General features: G+C 52.6%; 9 protein-coding genes, 2 tRNA genes and 4 rRNA genes. 7 read left to right on the top strand and 8 right to left on the bottom strand.

All coding sequences use genetic code 11. From position 1 onward, the window contains the following. Window positions 1–92 precede the first annotated feature (92 nt). From HWQ14_RS07280 to rrf (HWQ14_RS07305), 6 genes are all read left to right on the top strand, one after another. Window positions 93–1,634 (top strand): 16S ribosomal RNA (locus tag HWQ14_RS07280). Window positions 1,635–1,719: 85 nt separating this feature from the next. Beyond that, window positions 1,720–1,795, top strand: a tRNA-Glu gene (locus tag HWQ14_RS07285). 192 nt (window positions 1,796–1,987) lie between these two features. Beyond that, a 23S ribosomal RNA gene (locus tag HWQ14_RS07290) occupies window positions 1,988–4,893 on the top strand. A 72-nt stretch (window positions 4,894–4,965) separates the two neighbouring features. Continuing rightward, window positions 4,966–5,081, top strand: a 5S ribosomal RNA gene (gene rrf / locus HWQ14_RS07295). 14 nt (window positions 5,082–5,095) lie between these two features. After that, window positions 5,096–5,171 (top strand) — tRNA-Thr (locus HWQ14_RS07300). 43 nt (window positions 5,172–5,214) lie between these two features. Continuing rightward, window positions 5,215–5,330, top strand: a 5S ribosomal RNA gene (gene rrf, locus HWQ14_RS07305). The 16S, 23S and 5S rRNA genes sit together here with 2 tRNA genes alongside, the layout of an rRNA operon. A 325-nt stretch (window positions 5,331–5,655) precedes the next feature. Here rrf (HWQ14_RS07305) and HWQ14_RS07310 read toward each other — a convergent pair. The 3 genes from HWQ14_RS07310 to HWQ14_RS07320 all read right to left on the bottom strand — a co-directional run bounded on the left by HWQ14_RS07310 (window position 5,656) and on the right by HWQ14_RS07320 (window position 10,385). Beyond that, window positions 5,656–5,877 carry a lipoprotein gene (locus HWQ14_RS07310; RefSeq protein ID WP_006178893.1) on the bottom strand — a complete coding sequence of 74 codons (222 nt, stop codon included), beginning with the start codon at window positions 5,875–5,877 and terminating at the stop codon, window positions 5,656–5,658. Between the two features lie 246 nt (window positions 5,878–6,123). Then, complete coding sequence (locus HWQ14_RS07315; RefSeq protein WP_176609352.1) at window positions 6,124–9,237, bottom strand: efflux RND transporter permease subunit; 3,114 nt, start codon at window positions 9,235–9,237, stop codon at window positions 6,124–6,126. Between the two features lie 11 nt (window positions 9,238–9,248). Next, entirely contained in the window at window positions 9,249–10,385 is a 1,137-nt protein-coding gene (locus HWQ14_RS07320; protein ID WP_176609353.1) for an efflux RND transporter periplasmic adaptor subunit, read from the bottom strand. A 395-nt stretch (window positions 10,386–10,780) separates the two neighbouring features. Here HWQ14_RS07320 and envR point away from each other — a divergent pair, with 395 nt between their 5' ends. After that, on the top strand, window positions 10,781–11,428 hold the full coding sequence (gene envR / locus HWQ14_RS07325) for an acrEF/envCD operon transcriptional regulator (RefSeq protein ID WP_148422299.1): 648 nt from the start codon (window positions 10,781–10,783) through the stop codon (window positions 11,426–11,428). Here envR and HWQ14_RS07330 read toward each other — a convergent pair. The 5 genes from HWQ14_RS07330 to HWQ14_RS07350 form a co-directional block, all read right to left on the bottom strand. Continuing rightward, window positions 11,423–13,507 carry a putative bifunctional diguanylate cyclase/phosphodiesterase gene (locus HWQ14_RS07330; RefSeq protein WP_176609354.1) on the bottom strand — a complete coding sequence of 695 codons (2,085 nt, stop codon included), beginning with the start codon at window positions 13,505–13,507 and terminating at the stop codon, window positions 11,423–11,425. The genes envR and HWQ14_RS07330 overlap by 6 nt on opposite strands. Window positions 13,508–13,645: 138 nt before the next feature. After that, entirely contained in the window at window positions 13,646–13,810 is a 165-nt protein-coding gene (locus HWQ14_RS07335; RefSeq protein WP_176609355.1) for a DUF2556 family protein, read from the bottom strand. Between the two features lie 177 nt (window positions 13,811–13,987). Beyond that, window positions 13,988–14,284: a DNA-binding transcriptional regulator Fis gene (gene fis, locus HWQ14_RS07340; RefSeq protein WP_000462905.1), complete on the bottom strand. Its 297-nt coding sequence runs from the start codon at window positions 14,282–14,284 to the stop codon at window positions 13,988–13,990. 23 nt (window positions 14,285–14,307) lie between these two features. Continuing rightward, the gene (gene dusB, locus HWQ14_RS07345) at window positions 14,308–15,273 is read right to left on the bottom strand and encodes a tRNA dihydrouridine synthase DusB (RefSeq protein WP_148422314.1); all 966 of its coding nucleotides are present in this window, start codon (window positions 15,271–15,273) and stop codon (window positions 14,308–14,310) included. A gap of 329 nt (window positions 15,274–15,602) precedes the next feature. Further along, window positions 15,603–16,343 (bottom strand): carbonic anhydrase, encoded by a 741-nt coding sequence (locus HWQ14_RS07350; protein ID WP_176609356.1) that lies wholly within the window; start codon window positions 16,341–16,343, stop codon window positions 15,603–15,605. Between the last annotated feature and the right edge of the window lie 51 nt (window positions 16,344–16,394).

The following is a 16,394-nucleotide window of genomic DNA, read 5'->3' on the forward strand; positions in this document are numbered from 1 at the left end:
ATTCTTAACGTCGCAAGACGAAAAATGAATACCAAGTCTCTGAGTGAACATACGTAATTCATTACGAAGTTTAATTCACGAGCATCAAACTTAAATTGAAGAGTTTGATCATGGCTCAGATTGAACGCTGGCGGCAGGCCTAACACATGCAAGTCGAACGGTAACAGGAAGCAGCTTGCTGCTTCGCTGACGAGTGGCGGACGGGTGAGTAATGTCTGGGAAACTGCCTGATGGAGGGGGATAACTACTGGAAACGGTAGCTAATACCGCATAACGTCGCAAGACCAAAGAGGGGGACCTTCGGGCCTCTTGCCATCGGATGTGCCCAGATGGGATTAGCTAGTAGGTGGGGTAACGGCTCACCTAGGCGACGATCCCTAGCTGGTCTGAGAGGATGACCAGCCACACTGGAACTGAGACACGGTCCAGACTCCTACGGGAGGCAGCAGTGGGGAATATTGCACAATGGGCGCAAGCCTGATGCAGCCATGCCGCGTGTGTGAAGAAGGCCTTCGGGTTGTAAAGCACTTTCAGCGGGGAGGAAGGCGGTAAGGTTAATAACCTTGCCGATTGACGTTACCCGCAGAAGAAGCACCGGCTAACTCCGTGCCAGCAGCCGCGGTAATACGGAGGGTGCAAGCGTTAATCGGAATTACTGGGCGTAAAGCGCACGCAGGCGGTCTGTCAAGTCGGATGTGAAATCCCCGGGCTCAACCTGGGAACTGCATTCGAAACTGGCAGGCTAGAGTCTTGTAGAGGGGGGTAGAATTCCAGGTGTAGCGGTGAAATGCGTAGAGATCTGGAGGAATACCGGTGGCGAAGGCGGCCCCCTGGACAAAGACTGACGCTCAGGTGCGAAAGCGTGGGGAGCAAACAGGATTAGATACCCTGGTAGTCCACGCCGTAAACGATGTCGACTTGGAGGTTGTGCCCTTGAGGCGTGGCTTCCGGAGCTAACGCGTTAAGTCGACCGCCTGGGGAGTACGGCCGCAAGGTTAAAACTCAAATGAATTGACGGGGGCCCGCACAAGCGGTGGAGCATGTGGTTTAATTCGATGCAACGCGAAGAACCTTACCTACTCTTGACATCCAGAGAACTTTCCAGAGATGGATTGGTGCCTTCGGGAACTCTGAGACAGGTGCTGCATGGCTGTCGTCAGCTCGTGTTGTGAAATGTTGGGTTAAGTCCCGCAACGAGCGCAACCCTTATCCTTTGTTGCCAGCGGTTAGGCCGGGAACTCAAAGGAGACTGCCAGTGATAAACTGGAGGAAGGTGGGGATGACGTCAAGTCATCATGGCCCTTACGAGTAGGGCTACACACGTGCTACAATGGCGCATACAAAGAGAAGCGACCTCGCGAGAGCAAGCGGACCTCATAAAGTGCGTCGTAGTCCGGATTGGAGTCTGCAACTCGACTCCATGAAGTCGGAATCGCTAGTAATCGTAGATCAGAATGCTACGGTGAATACGTTCCCGGGCCTTGTACACACCGCCCGTCACACCATGGGAGTGGGTTGCAAAAGAAGTAGGTAGCTTAACCTTCGGGAGGGCGCTTACCACTTTGTGATTCATGACTGGGGTGAAGTCGTAACAAGGTAACCGTAGGGGAACCTGCGGTTGGATCACCTCCTTACCTTAAAGAACCTGCCTTTGTAGTGTCCACACAGATTGTCTGATGAAAAGTAAACAGCAAGGCGTCTTGCGATTGAGACTTCAGTGTCCCCTTCGTCTAGAGGCCCAGGACACCGCCCTTTCACGGCGGTAACAGGGGTTCGAATCCCCTAGGGGACGCCACTTGCTGGTTCGTGAGTGAAAGTCACCTGCCGTCATATCTCAAAACTGACTTGCGAGTCACGTTTGAGATATTTGCTCTTTAAAAATCTGGATCAAGCTGAAAATTGAAACGACACACAGCTCATGTGTGTTCGAGTCTCTCAAATTTTCGCAAGTCGACGATGAATCGAAAGAAACATCTTCGGGTTGTGAGGTTAAGCGACTAAGCGTACACGGTGGATGCCCTGGCAGTCAGAGGCGATGAAGGACGTGCTAATCTGCGAAAAGCGCCGGCGAGGTGATATGAACCCTTGACCCGGCGATGTCCGAATGGGGAAACCCAGTGCAATTCGTTGCACTATCGTTAGCTGAATACATAGGCTAACGAGGCGAACCGGGGGAACTGAAACATCTAAGTACCCCGAGGAAAAGAAATCAACCGAGATTCCCCCAGTAGCGGCGAGCGAACGGGGAGCAGCCCGGAGTCTGAATCAGCTTGTGTGTTAGTGGAACGGTCTGGAAAGTCCGACGGTACAGGGTGATAGTCCCGTACACGAAAGCACACTTGCTGTGAACTCGAAGAGTAGGGCGGGACACGTGGTATCCTGTCTGAATATGGGGGGACCATCCTCCAAGGCTAAATACTCCTGACTGACCGATAGTGAACCAGTACCGTGAGGGAAAGGCGAAAAGAACCCCGGCGAGGGGAGTGAAAAAGAACCTGAAACCGTGTACGTACAAGCAGTGGGAGCCTCTTTATGGGGTGACTGCGTACCTTTTGTATAATGGGTCAGCGACTTATATTCTGTAGCAAGGTTAACCGTATAGGGGAGCCGAAGGGAAACCGAGTCTTAACTGGGCGTTAAGTTGCAGGGTATAGACCCGAAACCCGGTGATCTAGCCATGGGCAGGTTGAAGGTTGGGTAACACTAACTGGAGGACCGAACCGACTAATGTTGAAAAATTAGCGGATGACCTGTGGCTGGGGGTGAAAGGCCAATCAAACCGGGAGATAGCTGGTTCTCCCCGAAAGCTATTTAGGTAGCGCCTCGTGAATTCATCTTCGGGGGTAGAGCACTGTTTCGGCTAGGGGGCCATCCCGGCTTACCAACCCGATGCAAACTACGAATACCGAAGAATGTTATCACGGGAGACACACGGCGGGTGCTAACGTCCGTCGTGAAGAGGGAAACAACCCAGACCGCCAGCTAAGGTCCCAAAGTCATGGTTAAGTGGGAAACGATGTGGGAAGGCACAGACAGCCAGGATGTTGGCTTAGAAGCAGCCATCATTTAAAGAAAGCGTAATAGCTCACTGGTCGAGTCGGCCTGCGCGGAAGATGTAACGGGGCTAAACCATGCACCGAAGCTGCGGCAGCGACGCTTATGCGTTGTTGGGTAGGGGAGCGTTCTGTAAGCCGTTGAAGGTGTGCTGTGAGGCATGCTGGAGGTATCAGAAGTGCGAATGCTGACATAAGTAACGATAAAGCGGGTGAAAAGCCCGCTCGCCGGAAGACCAAGGGTTCCTGTCCAACGTTAATCGGGGCAGGGTGAGTCGACCCCTAAGGCGAGGCCGAAAGGCGTAGTCGATGGGAAACAGGTTAATATTCCTGTACTTGGTGTTACTGCGAAGGGGGGACGGAGAAGGCTATGTTAGCCGGGCGACGGTTGTCCCGGTTTAAGCATGTAGGCGGAGGTTCCAGGTAAATCCGGTACCTTTTTAACGCTGAGGTGTGATGACGAGGCACTACGGTGCTGAAGTAACAAATGCCCTGCTTCCAGGAAAAGCCTCTAAGCATCAGGTAACATCAAATCGTACCCCAAACCGACACAGGTGGTCAGGTAGAGAATACCAAGGCGCTTGAGAGAACTCGGGTGAAGGAACTAGGCAAAATGGTGCCGTAACTTCGGGAGAAGGCACGCTGATATGTAGGTGAAGCCCCTGCGGGTGGAGCTGAAATCAGTCGAAGATACCAGCTGGCTGCAACTGTTTATTAAAAACACAGCACTGTGCAAACACGAAAGTGGACGTATACGGTGTGACGCCTGCCCGGTGCCGGAAGGTTAATTGATGGGGTTAGCGGCAACGCGAAGCTCTTGATCGAAGCCCCGGTAAACGGCGGCCGTAACTATAACGGTCCTAAGGTAGCGAAATTCCTTGTCGGGTAAGTTCCGACCTGCACGAATGGCGTAATGATGGCCAGGCTGTCTCCACCCGAGACTCAGTGAAATTGAACTCGCTGTGAAGATGCAGTGTACCCGCGGCAAGACGGAAAGACCCCGTGAACCTTTACTATAGCTTGACACTGAACACTGGTCCTTGATGTGTAGGATAGGTGGGAGGCTTTGAAGCGTGGACGCCAGTCTGCGTGGAGCCAACCTTGAAATACCACCCTTTAATGGCTGGTGTTCTAACGTAGACCCGTAATCCGGGTTGCGGACAGTGTCTGGTGGGTAGTTTGACTGGGGCGGTCTCCTCCCAAAGAGTAACGGAGGAGCGCGAAGGTTGGCTAATCCTGGTCGGACATCAGGAGGTTAGTGCAATGGCATAAGCCAGCTTGACTGCGAGCGTGACGGCGCGAGCAGGTGCGAAAGCAGGTCATAGTGATCCGGTGGTTCTGAATGGAAGGGCCATCGCTCAACGGATAAAAGGTACTCCGGGGATAACAGGCTGATACCGCCCAAGAGTTCATATCGACGGCGGTGTTTGGCACCTCGATGTCGGCTCATCACATCCTGGGGCTGAAGTAGGTCCCAAGGGTATGGCTGTTCGCCATTTAAAGTGGTACGCGAGCTGGGTTTAGAACGTCGTGAGACAGTTCGGTCCCTATCTGCCGTGGGCGCTGGAGAATTGAGGGGGGCTGCTCCTAGTACGAGAGGACCGGAGTGGACGCATCACTGGTGTTCGGGTTGTCATGCCAATGGCACTGCCCGGTAGCTAAATGCGGAAGAGATAAGTGCTGAAAGCATCTAAGCACGAAACTTGCCCCGAGATGAGTTCTCCCTGAGACTTTAAGTCTCCTGAAGGAACGTTAAAGACTATGACGTTGATAGGTCGGGTGTGTAAGCGCAGCGATGCGTTGAGCTAACCGATACTAATGAACCGTGAGGCTTAACCTTACAACGCCGAAGCTGTTTTGGCGAAGAGACAGACACTCAAATTTCAGCTCTGATACAGATTAACAGAATTTGCCTGGCGGCTTTAGCGCGGTGGTCCCACCTGACCCCATGCCGAACTCAGAAGTGAAACGCCGTAGCGCCGATGGTAGTGTGGGGTCTCCCCATGTGAGAGTAGGGAACTGCCAGGCATCAAATTTAGCGTGCTGATATGGCTCAGTTGGTAGAGCGCACCCTTGGTAAGGGTGAGGTCCCCAGTTCGACTCTGGGTATCAGCACCACTTTATACTTAGGTTAAAGTTCGGCAAGAAGTAAAAGAATTTGTCTGGCGGCTTTAGCGCGGTGGTCCCACCTGACCCCATGCCGAACTCAGAAGTGAAACGCCGTAGCGCCGATGGTAGTGTGGGGTCTCCCCATGTGAGAGTAGGGAACTGCCAGACATCAAACAAGTAGAAAGGCCATCCGAAAGGATGGCCTTTTTGCGTTATAGCTTCCGTTAATCAACCTCTTCCTCCTCTATTTACCCGCAATGTTAATACCGTGCGGGTGTATTAAAGCCTTTTAATCAGCCTGTATTGCAGAGATAAAATGCTGCACGTCAGCGCCCGGTGAACTGAATATCCAGGCGTGAGAATAAGGGAAGTGGCGGAAAATAATATAGGCTAAAGAATAGCGTTGATATCAGAAAAGCCCTGACGAAATACAGAAAACGAATACATCAGAAAAAATAAAAGCGCGGACGGTGCCGCGCTTTTAAAGGCTGATTTATTTGGTCAAAGCGACAATACCCAGCGTCAGACCTGCTATTGCAGCGGCGCCTCCGGCAATCGCACCTGCGGTTTCCCAGTTATCCTGGGTGGTGCCCTTCATACAGGTATTGGTGTGAACCAGTCGGCCCTGATCGTCGTATACCGGTACACATGGAGAGTCGTGCGCGCATCCAGCAAGTAGCGCAGCGAGAAGTGCAACGGAAATGAATCTTTTCATGATGTTACCTCAAAATAATCGCTTATTCGCTATAAAGCCGATGCGGCAATTAACGAACTGGTTGATATTTTACCACCGCAACAATCCCGTGCAGCACGGGGAATAATCTCAATTTGTGTGAATTGTAAAAATCATGGAGAAAAAAGAAGGATGGACATTATTAATGGAGGAAATGTGGAGAGGCGGTTTTTTTATTTCCAGAAAACAATGGAATAAAAAAGGCACCCGAGGTGCCTTTATCACTTCTTAATCCCTGTGCTTTGTAAACCGTCTTCGGACTACTACAAAGAAAACAGGAACGAAGAATATAGCCAGCAACGTTGCTGACAACATTCCTCCCATAACGCCCGTCCCGACGGCATTTTGTGCACCGCTACCTGCACCACTACTGATTACCAGCGGCATAACGCCAAGGATAAATGCGAGAGAAGTCATCAGGATAGGCCGCAGACGCATCCGCGAGGCTTCCAGAGTAGCTTCAATAATCCCTTTACCCTCTTTATCCATCAGATCTTTGGCGAACTCCACGATCAAAATGGCGTTCTTGGCGGATAAGCCAATTGTCGTGAGCAGCCCAACCTGGAAGTAAACGTCATTGTTAAGGCCGCGCATGGAGGCCGCCAGAAGCGCACCAATTACCCCCAGGGGCACAACCAGCATAACCGAGAATGGAATTGACCAGCTTTCATAGAGCGCTGCCAGACACAGGAACACCACAATCAGTGAAATGGCGTACAGTGCCGGAGCCTGATTACCGGAGAGACGTTCCTGGTATGACATCCCCGTCCAGTCGTAGCCGATGCCCGCAGGCAATTTCGACGCGAGGCTTTCCATCATTGCCATCGCCTCACCGGTACTTTTACCTGGCGCTGACTCACCGAGGATCTCCATAGATGGCATACCGTTGTAGCGCTCCAGACGCGGTGAACCGTAAATCCAGTGAGAGCTGCTGAAGGCGGAGAACGGCACCATTTCGCCGTTAGCGCTACGCACATACAGGCCGTTAATGTCTCCAGGCAACATGCGGAAGGGTGCATCAGCCTGAACGTAGACTTTTTTCACACGTCCGTGATCGATAAAGTCGTTTACATAGGTGCCACCCAGCGCTGTTGAAATCGTCTGATTGACGTCAGACACGCTCACCCCCAGCGCCTGTGCCTTCTCCTGGTCGACATCCAGCTTGAACTGTGGCGTATCTTCCAGGCCGTTAGGGCGAACGCGGACCAGTAATTCAGGATGTTCCCTCACCAGGCCAAGCAGCTGGTTACGCGCCTGCGTTAGCTGTGTATGCCCCAGGTTTGCCTGATCGATCAGTTCGAAATCGAAGCCAGTTGCGGTGCCCAGTTCAATAATAGCGGGCAGGTTAAACGGAAATACAAGGCCATCTTTAATCTGGCTAAACGCTTTCGTCGCGCGGCTGACGATGGCTCCAACGCCGTTTTCATGGCCCGGACGTTCTTCCCACGGCTTCAGACTGACAAACGCGATACCGGAGTTCTGGCCCTGACCGCTGAAGCTAAACCCGTTTACGGTAAAGACCGATTCGACGTTCGCTTTCTCTTTCGTCAGATAGTAGTCCTGAACCTGGTCGAGCACCTGCTGGGTACGCATCTGCGTCGCACCTGCCGGTAACTGAACCATCGTCATAAACACCCCCTGATCCTCTTCCGGCAGGAAGGAGGTAGGTAAGCGCAGGAACAGTACCGCCATGCCGCCGACTATGATGACGTACACCAGCAGATAGCGCCCGGTTTTACGTAATATGCCGCTCACGCTGTTGCTGTAGTGCTCCACGCTCTTATCAAAAAGCGCGTTAAACCAGCCGAAGAAACCACCTTTCTTTTCATGATGCTCGCTGGATATGGGTTTGAGCAGCGTTGCACAAAGAGCAGGGGTTAAAATCAATGCCACCAGTACCGACAAAGCCATTGCGGAGACGATAGTGAGTGAAAACTGGCGATAGATAGCCCCGGTTGAACCACCAAAAAACGCCATCGGTATAAACACCGCCGAAAGCACCATGGCTATGCCCACCAGAGCGCCCTGGATCTGCTCCATCGACTTCTGCGTCGCCTCTTTTGGCGGCAGCCCGTCTTCAACCATGACGCGCTCAACGTTCTCGACCACTACGATGGCATCATCGACCAGCAGGCCTATCGCCAGTACCATCCCGAACATCGTCAGCGTGTTAATGGAGAAGCCGAACGCAGCCAGTACCGCAAAAGTACCAAGTAACACCACCGGCACGGCAATTGTCGGAATCAGGGTCGCCCGCAGATTTTGCAGGAACAGGTACATCACCAGGAACACGAGAACGATCGCTTCAAACAGCGTCTTCACCACTTCATGAATTGAAATCTTCACGAAGGGAGTAGTGTCGTATGGATAGACAACCTTCAGACCCTGAGGGAAGAAAGGCTGTAATTGCGCCAGTTTGCTCTTGATGGCGGCAGCGGTATCCAGCGCGTTTGCACCCGTTGCCAGCTTGATCCCCAGTCCCGTTGCGGCCTGACCGTTAATTTTGGTGACCATGTTGTAGTTTTCGCCACCCAGCTCGATGCGGGCCACATCTTTCAGGTGGACCATTGAGCCGTCCTGGTTCACCTTCAGCGTGACCCGGCCAAACTCTTCCGGCGATTTCAGGCGCGTTTGAGCAATAATTGAGGCGTTGAGTTGCTGTCCAGGTACAGACGGCGTCCCCCCCAGCTGGCCCGCAGCAATCTGATCGTTCTGCGTTTTCAGCTGGTTAATGATATCCAGCGGCGTCAGCTGGTATTTATTCATCGCGTTACTGTCCAGCCAGATGCGCATTGCATACTGCGCACCGAAAAGCTGCACGTCGCCAACCCCGGAAGTACGGCTAATCGCATCTTTTACGTTAGAGGCAACATAGTCGGAGATATCGTCCTGAGTGAGGCTTTTATTATCCGAAACGAAACCAGCCACCAGCAGGAAGCTGCTGCTGGATTTTTCCACGCCGATCCCCTGTTGCTGCACTTCTTGCGGCAGAAGCGGCATGGCGAGCTGAAGCTTGTTCTGAACCTGCACCTGCGCAATATCAGGATCCGTACCCGATTCGAATGTCAGGGTAATGGTGACGTTACCGGCAGAGTCGCTGGTAGATGACATGTACATCAGATTATCGATGCCGTTCATGTTCTGTTCGATAACCTGCGTCACGGTGTCCTGAACCGTCTGGGCATCAGCGCCAGGATAGGTGGCCGTCACGGCAACTGCCGGGGGGGCAATAGTGGGATATTGCGCGACAGGCAGCTGTAAGATGGCCAGCCCGCCCGCAATCATCAGAATGATGGCGAGTACCCAGGCGAAAACAGGCCGTTGAATAAAGAAAGTAGCCATGTCGTTATCCCTTAACTGGCCGGTGTGGCGGCGGTATCAGGAATAGCCACAACGGTGACGCCCGGGCGAACTTTTTGCAGGCCGCTGGTAATGACGCGGTCGCCGTTTTTCAGCCCCTCCGTCACCAGCCAGCGATCGCCAATGGCCTGCGGTGCAACAACAGTGCGAGACTCCACCTGGTTTTTATCGTTTACCACAAGGACGGTTGCATCTCCGCGCGGTGTACGGGTTACGCCCTGCTGCGGAACAAGAATGGCGTTCGGCTGCGTACCTTCATCAATGCGCGCACGGACAAACATACCCGGTAACAGCATATGCTGCGGGTTCGGGAAGATGGCGCGAAGGGTAATGGAGCCGGTGCTTTCATCTACCGTGACATCCGAAAACTGTAGGGTTCCTTTCAGCGGATAAGGCTGGCCGTTTTCCATCAGCAACTCGACGCTGCTGGCATCCCCCTTTTGCAGGCTTGTCTGCTTCAGACGCATAAAATCGCTGCTGGATTGCGTCACATCGACATAAATGGGATCGAGCTGCTGAACCGTTGCCAGCGCCGTTGACTGGCCGTTAGTGACCAGCGCCCCTTCGGTGACGCTGGATTTGCCAATCCGCCCGTTGATTGGCGAGGAGACTTTCGTATAGGCAAGGTTGATCCGCGCGCTTTCGACGCCAGCCTTTGCGGCAACGACGCTCGCATCCGCCTGCCGGGCGGTTGCTACCGCCCGATCGTATTCCTGCTTGCTCACGTACTGCGTACCGACCAGCGGGACGTAGCGTTTCACCGTCAGATGGGCAATGTTTGCCGCCGCCTGCGCTTTTACCAGCTCACCTTTTGCGCTGTCATAGGCTGCCTGATAGGTAGCAGGATCGATTTGATAAAGGGATTCACCCGCTTTGACATCGCTGCCTTCGGTAAAATTACGGTGCAGAATGATACCACTAACCTGAGGACGAACCTCCGCAACGCGAAACGCGTCCGTTCTGCCCGGCAGTTCGGTGGTTACCGCCAGTGGCGCGCTTTTAACAATATGAACACTGACCTGAGGAGCCTGGCGATGCTGCTGTGGATTTTCTTGTCCATCGCACCCGGCGAGCAGCGCGGCGCAGACAATTAAACCGGATAAGGGTAATCGGCTGAAATAATTCGTCATTACTGTTCCTTAAACCACCCTTAAGCCGATACTGGCCGTGAATCGGTAAAAGGGCGTGAGGCAAAGATAAAATGTAGTGGCGTATAATAATGAGGGTAATTAATGTTTTTTAATTTATACGTGCTGAGAAAGGCATCGAAAAGTACACGCGGCATCTGTTTGCGTGTATTCAACGCTATATTTCTGCCAGGATAGCCAACAAAAATATTTTTGCTGGCTACATTTATATGCCTTGTGAATTTAATGCGTTCAATTCATTTGCCAGAATTATAAATTAAAGAGACTGACCTTTTTTGTGCAAACTCGATACGGACGATGGTGAATACTTTAACTTATACGGTCCATTTATTTTGGTTTGATAATGTATTAACCGCATGAGTAATGAGTAGCAGAGTATGGCGCGTAAAAAGAAAGAAGAGGCTCAAAAGACCCGTCAACAGCTGATTGAAGCCGCTATCGGGCTGTTTGCGGCGCGCGGCGTGGCTAACACTACGCTGACGGACATTGCCGATGCTGCGCGCCTGACTCGTGGGGCGGTTTACTGGCATTTTTCCAGTAAATCAGAAATATTTAACGCAATCTGGGAGCAACAATTACCGCTGCGCGAGGTTATTCGCGACAGGCTGTTACTGTCGGAAGGGGACGATCCGCTGTTAAAGCTGCGTGAACAGTTCATCGTTACGCTACAGTATATTGCGCGGGAGCCTCGACAGTGCGCTCTTTTACAAATCCTGTATCATAAGTGTGAATTTCATGACGATATGATTTCAGAATATGAAATACGCAGGCGCATTGGGATAAACGACGATTTTCTTCGTACGAGACTGGAGCAATGCATTGCGGGGAACGCGATCTCCTCAGAGATAAATATCGATCTCACGCTGATTGTTTTTCACGGCTTTTTTAGTGGGATAATCAAAAACTGGTTAATGAACAGCAACAGTTTTAATCTGTACAAACAGGCGCCGGCGCTGGTGGATCATATTCTGGCGACGCTGCATATTACGCGGGTGCCGCCGATGCGTTACGATACAGCCTCATGACGGCATCCGGGGTGGCGACATGTCGCCGTGCCGGCACTGTTCCTCAATGGCTTGCGCGGTGATCGGTTTACCCAGCAGATAACCCTGAAGCGTATTACACCCCAGCTGTGTCAGAAATTGCTGCTGCGCCTCGGTTTCAACCCCTTCCGCCACAACCTTCAGGTTAAGCGTTTTTGCCAGGGCGACAATCGCCGAGACAATCGTCGCATCTTCACTCTCTCCACTTAATTCTTTGACGAAAGCGCGGTCGATTTTCAGCTCACAGGCGGGGAGACGCTTAAGATAGAGAAGGCTTGAGTAGCCCGTTCCAAAATCATCTATCGACGCTTTGACGCCGGCATCCGTCAGCGCCGTCAGGAGGCGAACGCTTTCGTCCGGATTGCTCATCGCGGTGGTCTCGGTCACTTCCAGAATGAGCATGTCGGGCGGAACCTTATGGCGCGCCAGACAGTCGAGGACCGTTTTCACCAGCGACGGCTGTTCGAACTGCAGCGTTGAAAGATTCACCGCCATTGACCAGTCCGTATGACCCTGAAGATGCCATTCACGCAGCTGGCGGCAGGCCTCGTCGATAACCCAGTTACCCATCGGAATAATCAGCCCGGTTTTTTCCGCCAGCGGCAGAAACAGGTCGGGAGACAGTAAGCCCTGTTTTGGGTGCTGCCAGCGTAACAAGGCTTCAAATCCGAGAACCGGCCCGGCAGGAGCGTGGAATTTTGGCTGATAGAGCAGACGCAACTCGTTACGGGCGATGGCCTGCCACAGGTCATTCATCAGCTGAAGATGCGTCTGCGCCAGCGTATTCATCGACGGCTGGAAAAAGTGATAGCCGTTGCGGCCCATATGCTTCGTGTGATACATCGCAGCATCGGCGTTAAACATCAGTTCACGATCGGTTTTGCCATCGTGCGGATAAAGCGCGATGCCAATGCTCAGCGTGACCATCAGTTCGTAAGGATCGAGATGGAACGGGCTGTCGATGACGCGCACCAGCGAATTGGCCAGTGAGGCCGCATCGTCCGGGCTGCTGGCTTCGGCCAGCAGAACGAATTCATCCCCGCCAATACGCGCCAGCGTGTACTGGCCCTTTAGCTGCAACAGCAGACGCTGCGTCACCGCGACCAGAAGCTTGTCGCCGACGTCATGACCGTAGGCATCGTTAACGGTTTTAAAGCCATCCAGATCCATAAACATCAGCGCGAAATGGTTTCCCTCACGATCGGCCTTGCTGATGGCCTGATCGAGCCGATCCTCCAGCAGGACTCGATTGGGCAAGCGAGTCAGCGTGTCATGTAACGCCAGCTGCGCGAGTTCACGGTTAGCTTCTGCCAGTGAAGAGGCCAGCAGCGAAGTACGAGCCTGAAGGCGGGCATCGAACATCGACACCAGTAAAGTGATCCCCAGAATCGCGAGCGCGACCACGCTCACCAGTACCGCCAGCCAGCTACCGTTAATGCCGTGATGGTGAACCACCGTTGACATCGGAAATTGTGCGGCCTTCATGCCGGCGTAATGCATACCGGCGATGGCGATCCCCATGGCAATCGCCGCCCCCAGCCGCATCAATGCCATTCGCGCGGCTTCATGCCGTAAACGGAACGTCAGCCACAGAGCGGCCAGTGACGCCGCCAGGGCAATAACCACGGATATGGCTACCCATGTTTTATTCCAGATAATATCCGGCGTAACGTTCAGTGCCGCCATGCCGGTGTAGTGCATAGCGACAATACCCGTTCCCATCACGGCTGCGCCGGGAAGCAGCCGGCGTAAACGCAGCTGCTCGCAGCTGACGAGCCACAGGGCGAACATTGACGAGCAGATGGCGATAACCATTGAGAACACGGTCAGGGCGACGCTGTAGCTCATGCTCATGGACAGGTCCATCGCCAGCATGCCGATGAAGTGCATTGCCCACACGCCAATACCCATCGAAACACCGCCACCCGCCAGCCAGACGCGTGCAGCCATTCCCCGGCTTCCGGCGACGCGCGCCGCCATATTCAGGGCGGTATAGGCAGCAAGTATGGCGACCACAAAGGAGATGGCTACAAGGATTTGGTTGTATTGGCTAACCAGCATGGTCTGTTCACTCGCTGAGGGACGTTAAGCATGAGCGGTCGGAAAGGGCACAGACATTATCATCGTCATGAAATGACGAAAAGTGATTTAAACCCCTGTTTTTATTGGGTGTAACAGGTTTCAAACCCGGTAGAGAAATTATTCCAGCTCTGAGCAGTTCACCAGTTTGAGCGGATTCACGGAATTCATATTGCGACATTTATCGGTTTCGGTGCTCATCAGCTCAATCCACTGCATGAGCAGCGCATCGAAAATGAAAACAGAGACAGCAAAAACGACCAGCCACCAGTATTTACGAATCATGCGTCATTCCGGGAAAAGAGAGCTTTCAGGTGGTGGAAATATACACGAAAAGCGGGCGTTGAAAAGTGGGGAAAGAGAAGGTTTACAAAGCGTTGACGCTTACGGATCCGGGCGATAAAAAAGGCGCTTCCCCATGCCGAGTAGCGCCTTTTTAAACAAGCATTTAGCTAATCGAAATTAGTTCATGCCGTATTTTTTCAGTTTCTTACGCAGGGTACCACGGTTGATGCCCATCATCAGGGCAGCGCGGGTTTGGTTACCACGGGTGTATTGCATCACCATGTCCAACAGTGGCTGTTCAACTTCAGCCAGTACCAGCTCATACAGGTCATTAACATCCTGACCGTTCAGTTGAGCAAAATAGTTCTTCAGTGCCTGTTTAACCGAGTCACGCAGGGGCTTTTGAGTTACCTGATCCTGAGAGTTAACGGTAGAAACGGTCAGTACGTCAGAATTTACGCGTTGTTCGAACATAGTTCTGTCAGCTCTTTATTTCATTACGCAAGATTTTCGAAGTATGCCTCCAACGCCTCCAGCTGTTCGCTGGCATCCTCAATGGCGTTGAATGTGCGCCGAAACTGGTCATCTGGAGCGTGCTCCTGGAGATACCAGGATACGTGTTTACGCGCAATTCGGTACCCTTTTGCCTGACCGTAGTGGTCGTGCAGTTCCCGAACATGCGAACAAAGCAAGCGCTTTACCTCTGCCAGAGGCAGCGGGGCAAGCAGCTCCCCAGTGTCCAGATAATGCTGGATTTCCCGAAAGATCCAGGGTCTTCCCTGAGCGGCACGTCCTATCATCAGAGCATCAGCTCCCGTATAGTCGAGCACAGCTCTGGCTTTAAGCGGGTCAGTAATGTCGCCATTCGCGATAATCGGAATGGAAACTTTCTGCTTAACTGCCCGAATGCTGTCGTATTCAGCTTCTCCGTTGAACAAACAGGCGCGAGTGCGTCCATGAATGGTCAGGGCCTGAATGCCACAGTCTTCGGCCAGTTGGGCAATCTCTACACAGTTACGGTGTTCCGGCGACCAACCCGTGCGAATCTTCAACGTAACAGGAACGTCCACTGCGCTGACAACCGCCGTCAGGATTGACTTCACCTGATCGGGGTATTGCAGAAGGGCTGAACCTGCAAGCTTGCGATTCACCTTTTTGGCCGGGCAACCCATATTGATATCAATAATCTGGGCGCCACTTTCCACGTTAATACGCGCGGCATCTGCCATCTCTTCAGGCACGCTTCCGGCAATTTGCACGGTGCGGATACCTGGCTCATCAACGTGCACCATCCGAAGGCGGGACTTATCGCTTTCCCAAACCTGCGGGTTAGACGACATCATCTCGGAAACGGTCAGACCTGCTCCCATCTCGTAACACAGCGTCCTGAACGGCCGGTCGGTAATACCTGCCATTGGGGCTGCAATCAGGCGATTTCTGAGCTGGTGGTGTCCGATGCGCATGAGTTAAGAAATGACCATACTGTGACTGCAAGGCGGCGTATATTACGCATTTTTTGCACGAGATGAAAGGCCAAACTTTGAACAATCCTCTGTTGTAGATCAAGGAATCGCCAGTCAAACTTTTCGGATAGGATTATTCGCTATTTAAATCATTGTGTTATGAATAAATGAATATTTTATAGGCGCTTACAATTTCCCGTAACTTCTCATCATTTCTGAATAAATGAACCTCTTGTCCGGGATAATCTGCTGCTATATGCAGCAGATTATGGTGCTTCTTTGCGATCTGCGTCGCATTTCAGCACAGGATATCAGGGCGATAAATCGACCTATTCAACAACCACCCGGCCATGAAGCGGCTGAACCGGTCGGCTGTTTTCATGATGCAGGGTATGGGTGAATTTTTGCAGCTGTTCGGCAGAAACGGTCAGCGGGTGCTTGAGCACCAGCCACGTAACCCCTTCTGAGCAGGGTGGCGTGGTCAGAGAGCCGCTGAAGCGCCAGTAGGTTTTATCCGCAGGGAGTAATTTATTCATATCAAGGTGTGGCTTAATCGTGACGTCCTGGTCAACCTGTCCCGGCATCACGCCCCAGAGCTTATCCAGCTCGGGGTTTGCTGCGCCCCGATCGAACATAACGGCAACGACCGCCAGTTCGCCGTTGGCATTTTTGTGCACCAGATGCATTTCCATTGCGTATTTTTTTCCGTGCACCGTGTTTTCGGATGGCGCGTGGAAATGAAACTGCTGTAACGTCCAGGTCTGCTTATCAAGCGTGATGCTATCCCGCGTGTCCGCCTTTTCACTTGCCTGGATAGTATGGCCGTTGTTCGTCAGGGTGATTGGGCCGTCGATGTAGCGCGTTTCCAGCGGAGCAATGTGGCCTTTTGTGGTGGTATCGATGTTTATGGGCGACTGGTACATTCCGCTTTTACACGTTCTGTACGCCTCGTCCAGCTCGCCCCAGTGCTCCGGTGCGGCTTCCCCCTGATAGCTCCAGTGTGATGCGTAAGCCGAAGCCGGGATCATGCTCAGCGCCAGCAGCGCTGCCTTGCCTGCAATGTGTTTCATCGTATTCTTCCTGTGAATTTTATTATTCAAATCGATGGATTCCGCCATGAT

Source organism: Enterobacter cloacae, from assembly GCF_013375935.1.
Lineage (GTDB): Bacteria > Pseudomonadota > Gammaproteobacteria > Enterobacterales > Enterobacteriaceae > Enterobacter > Enterobacter pasteurii.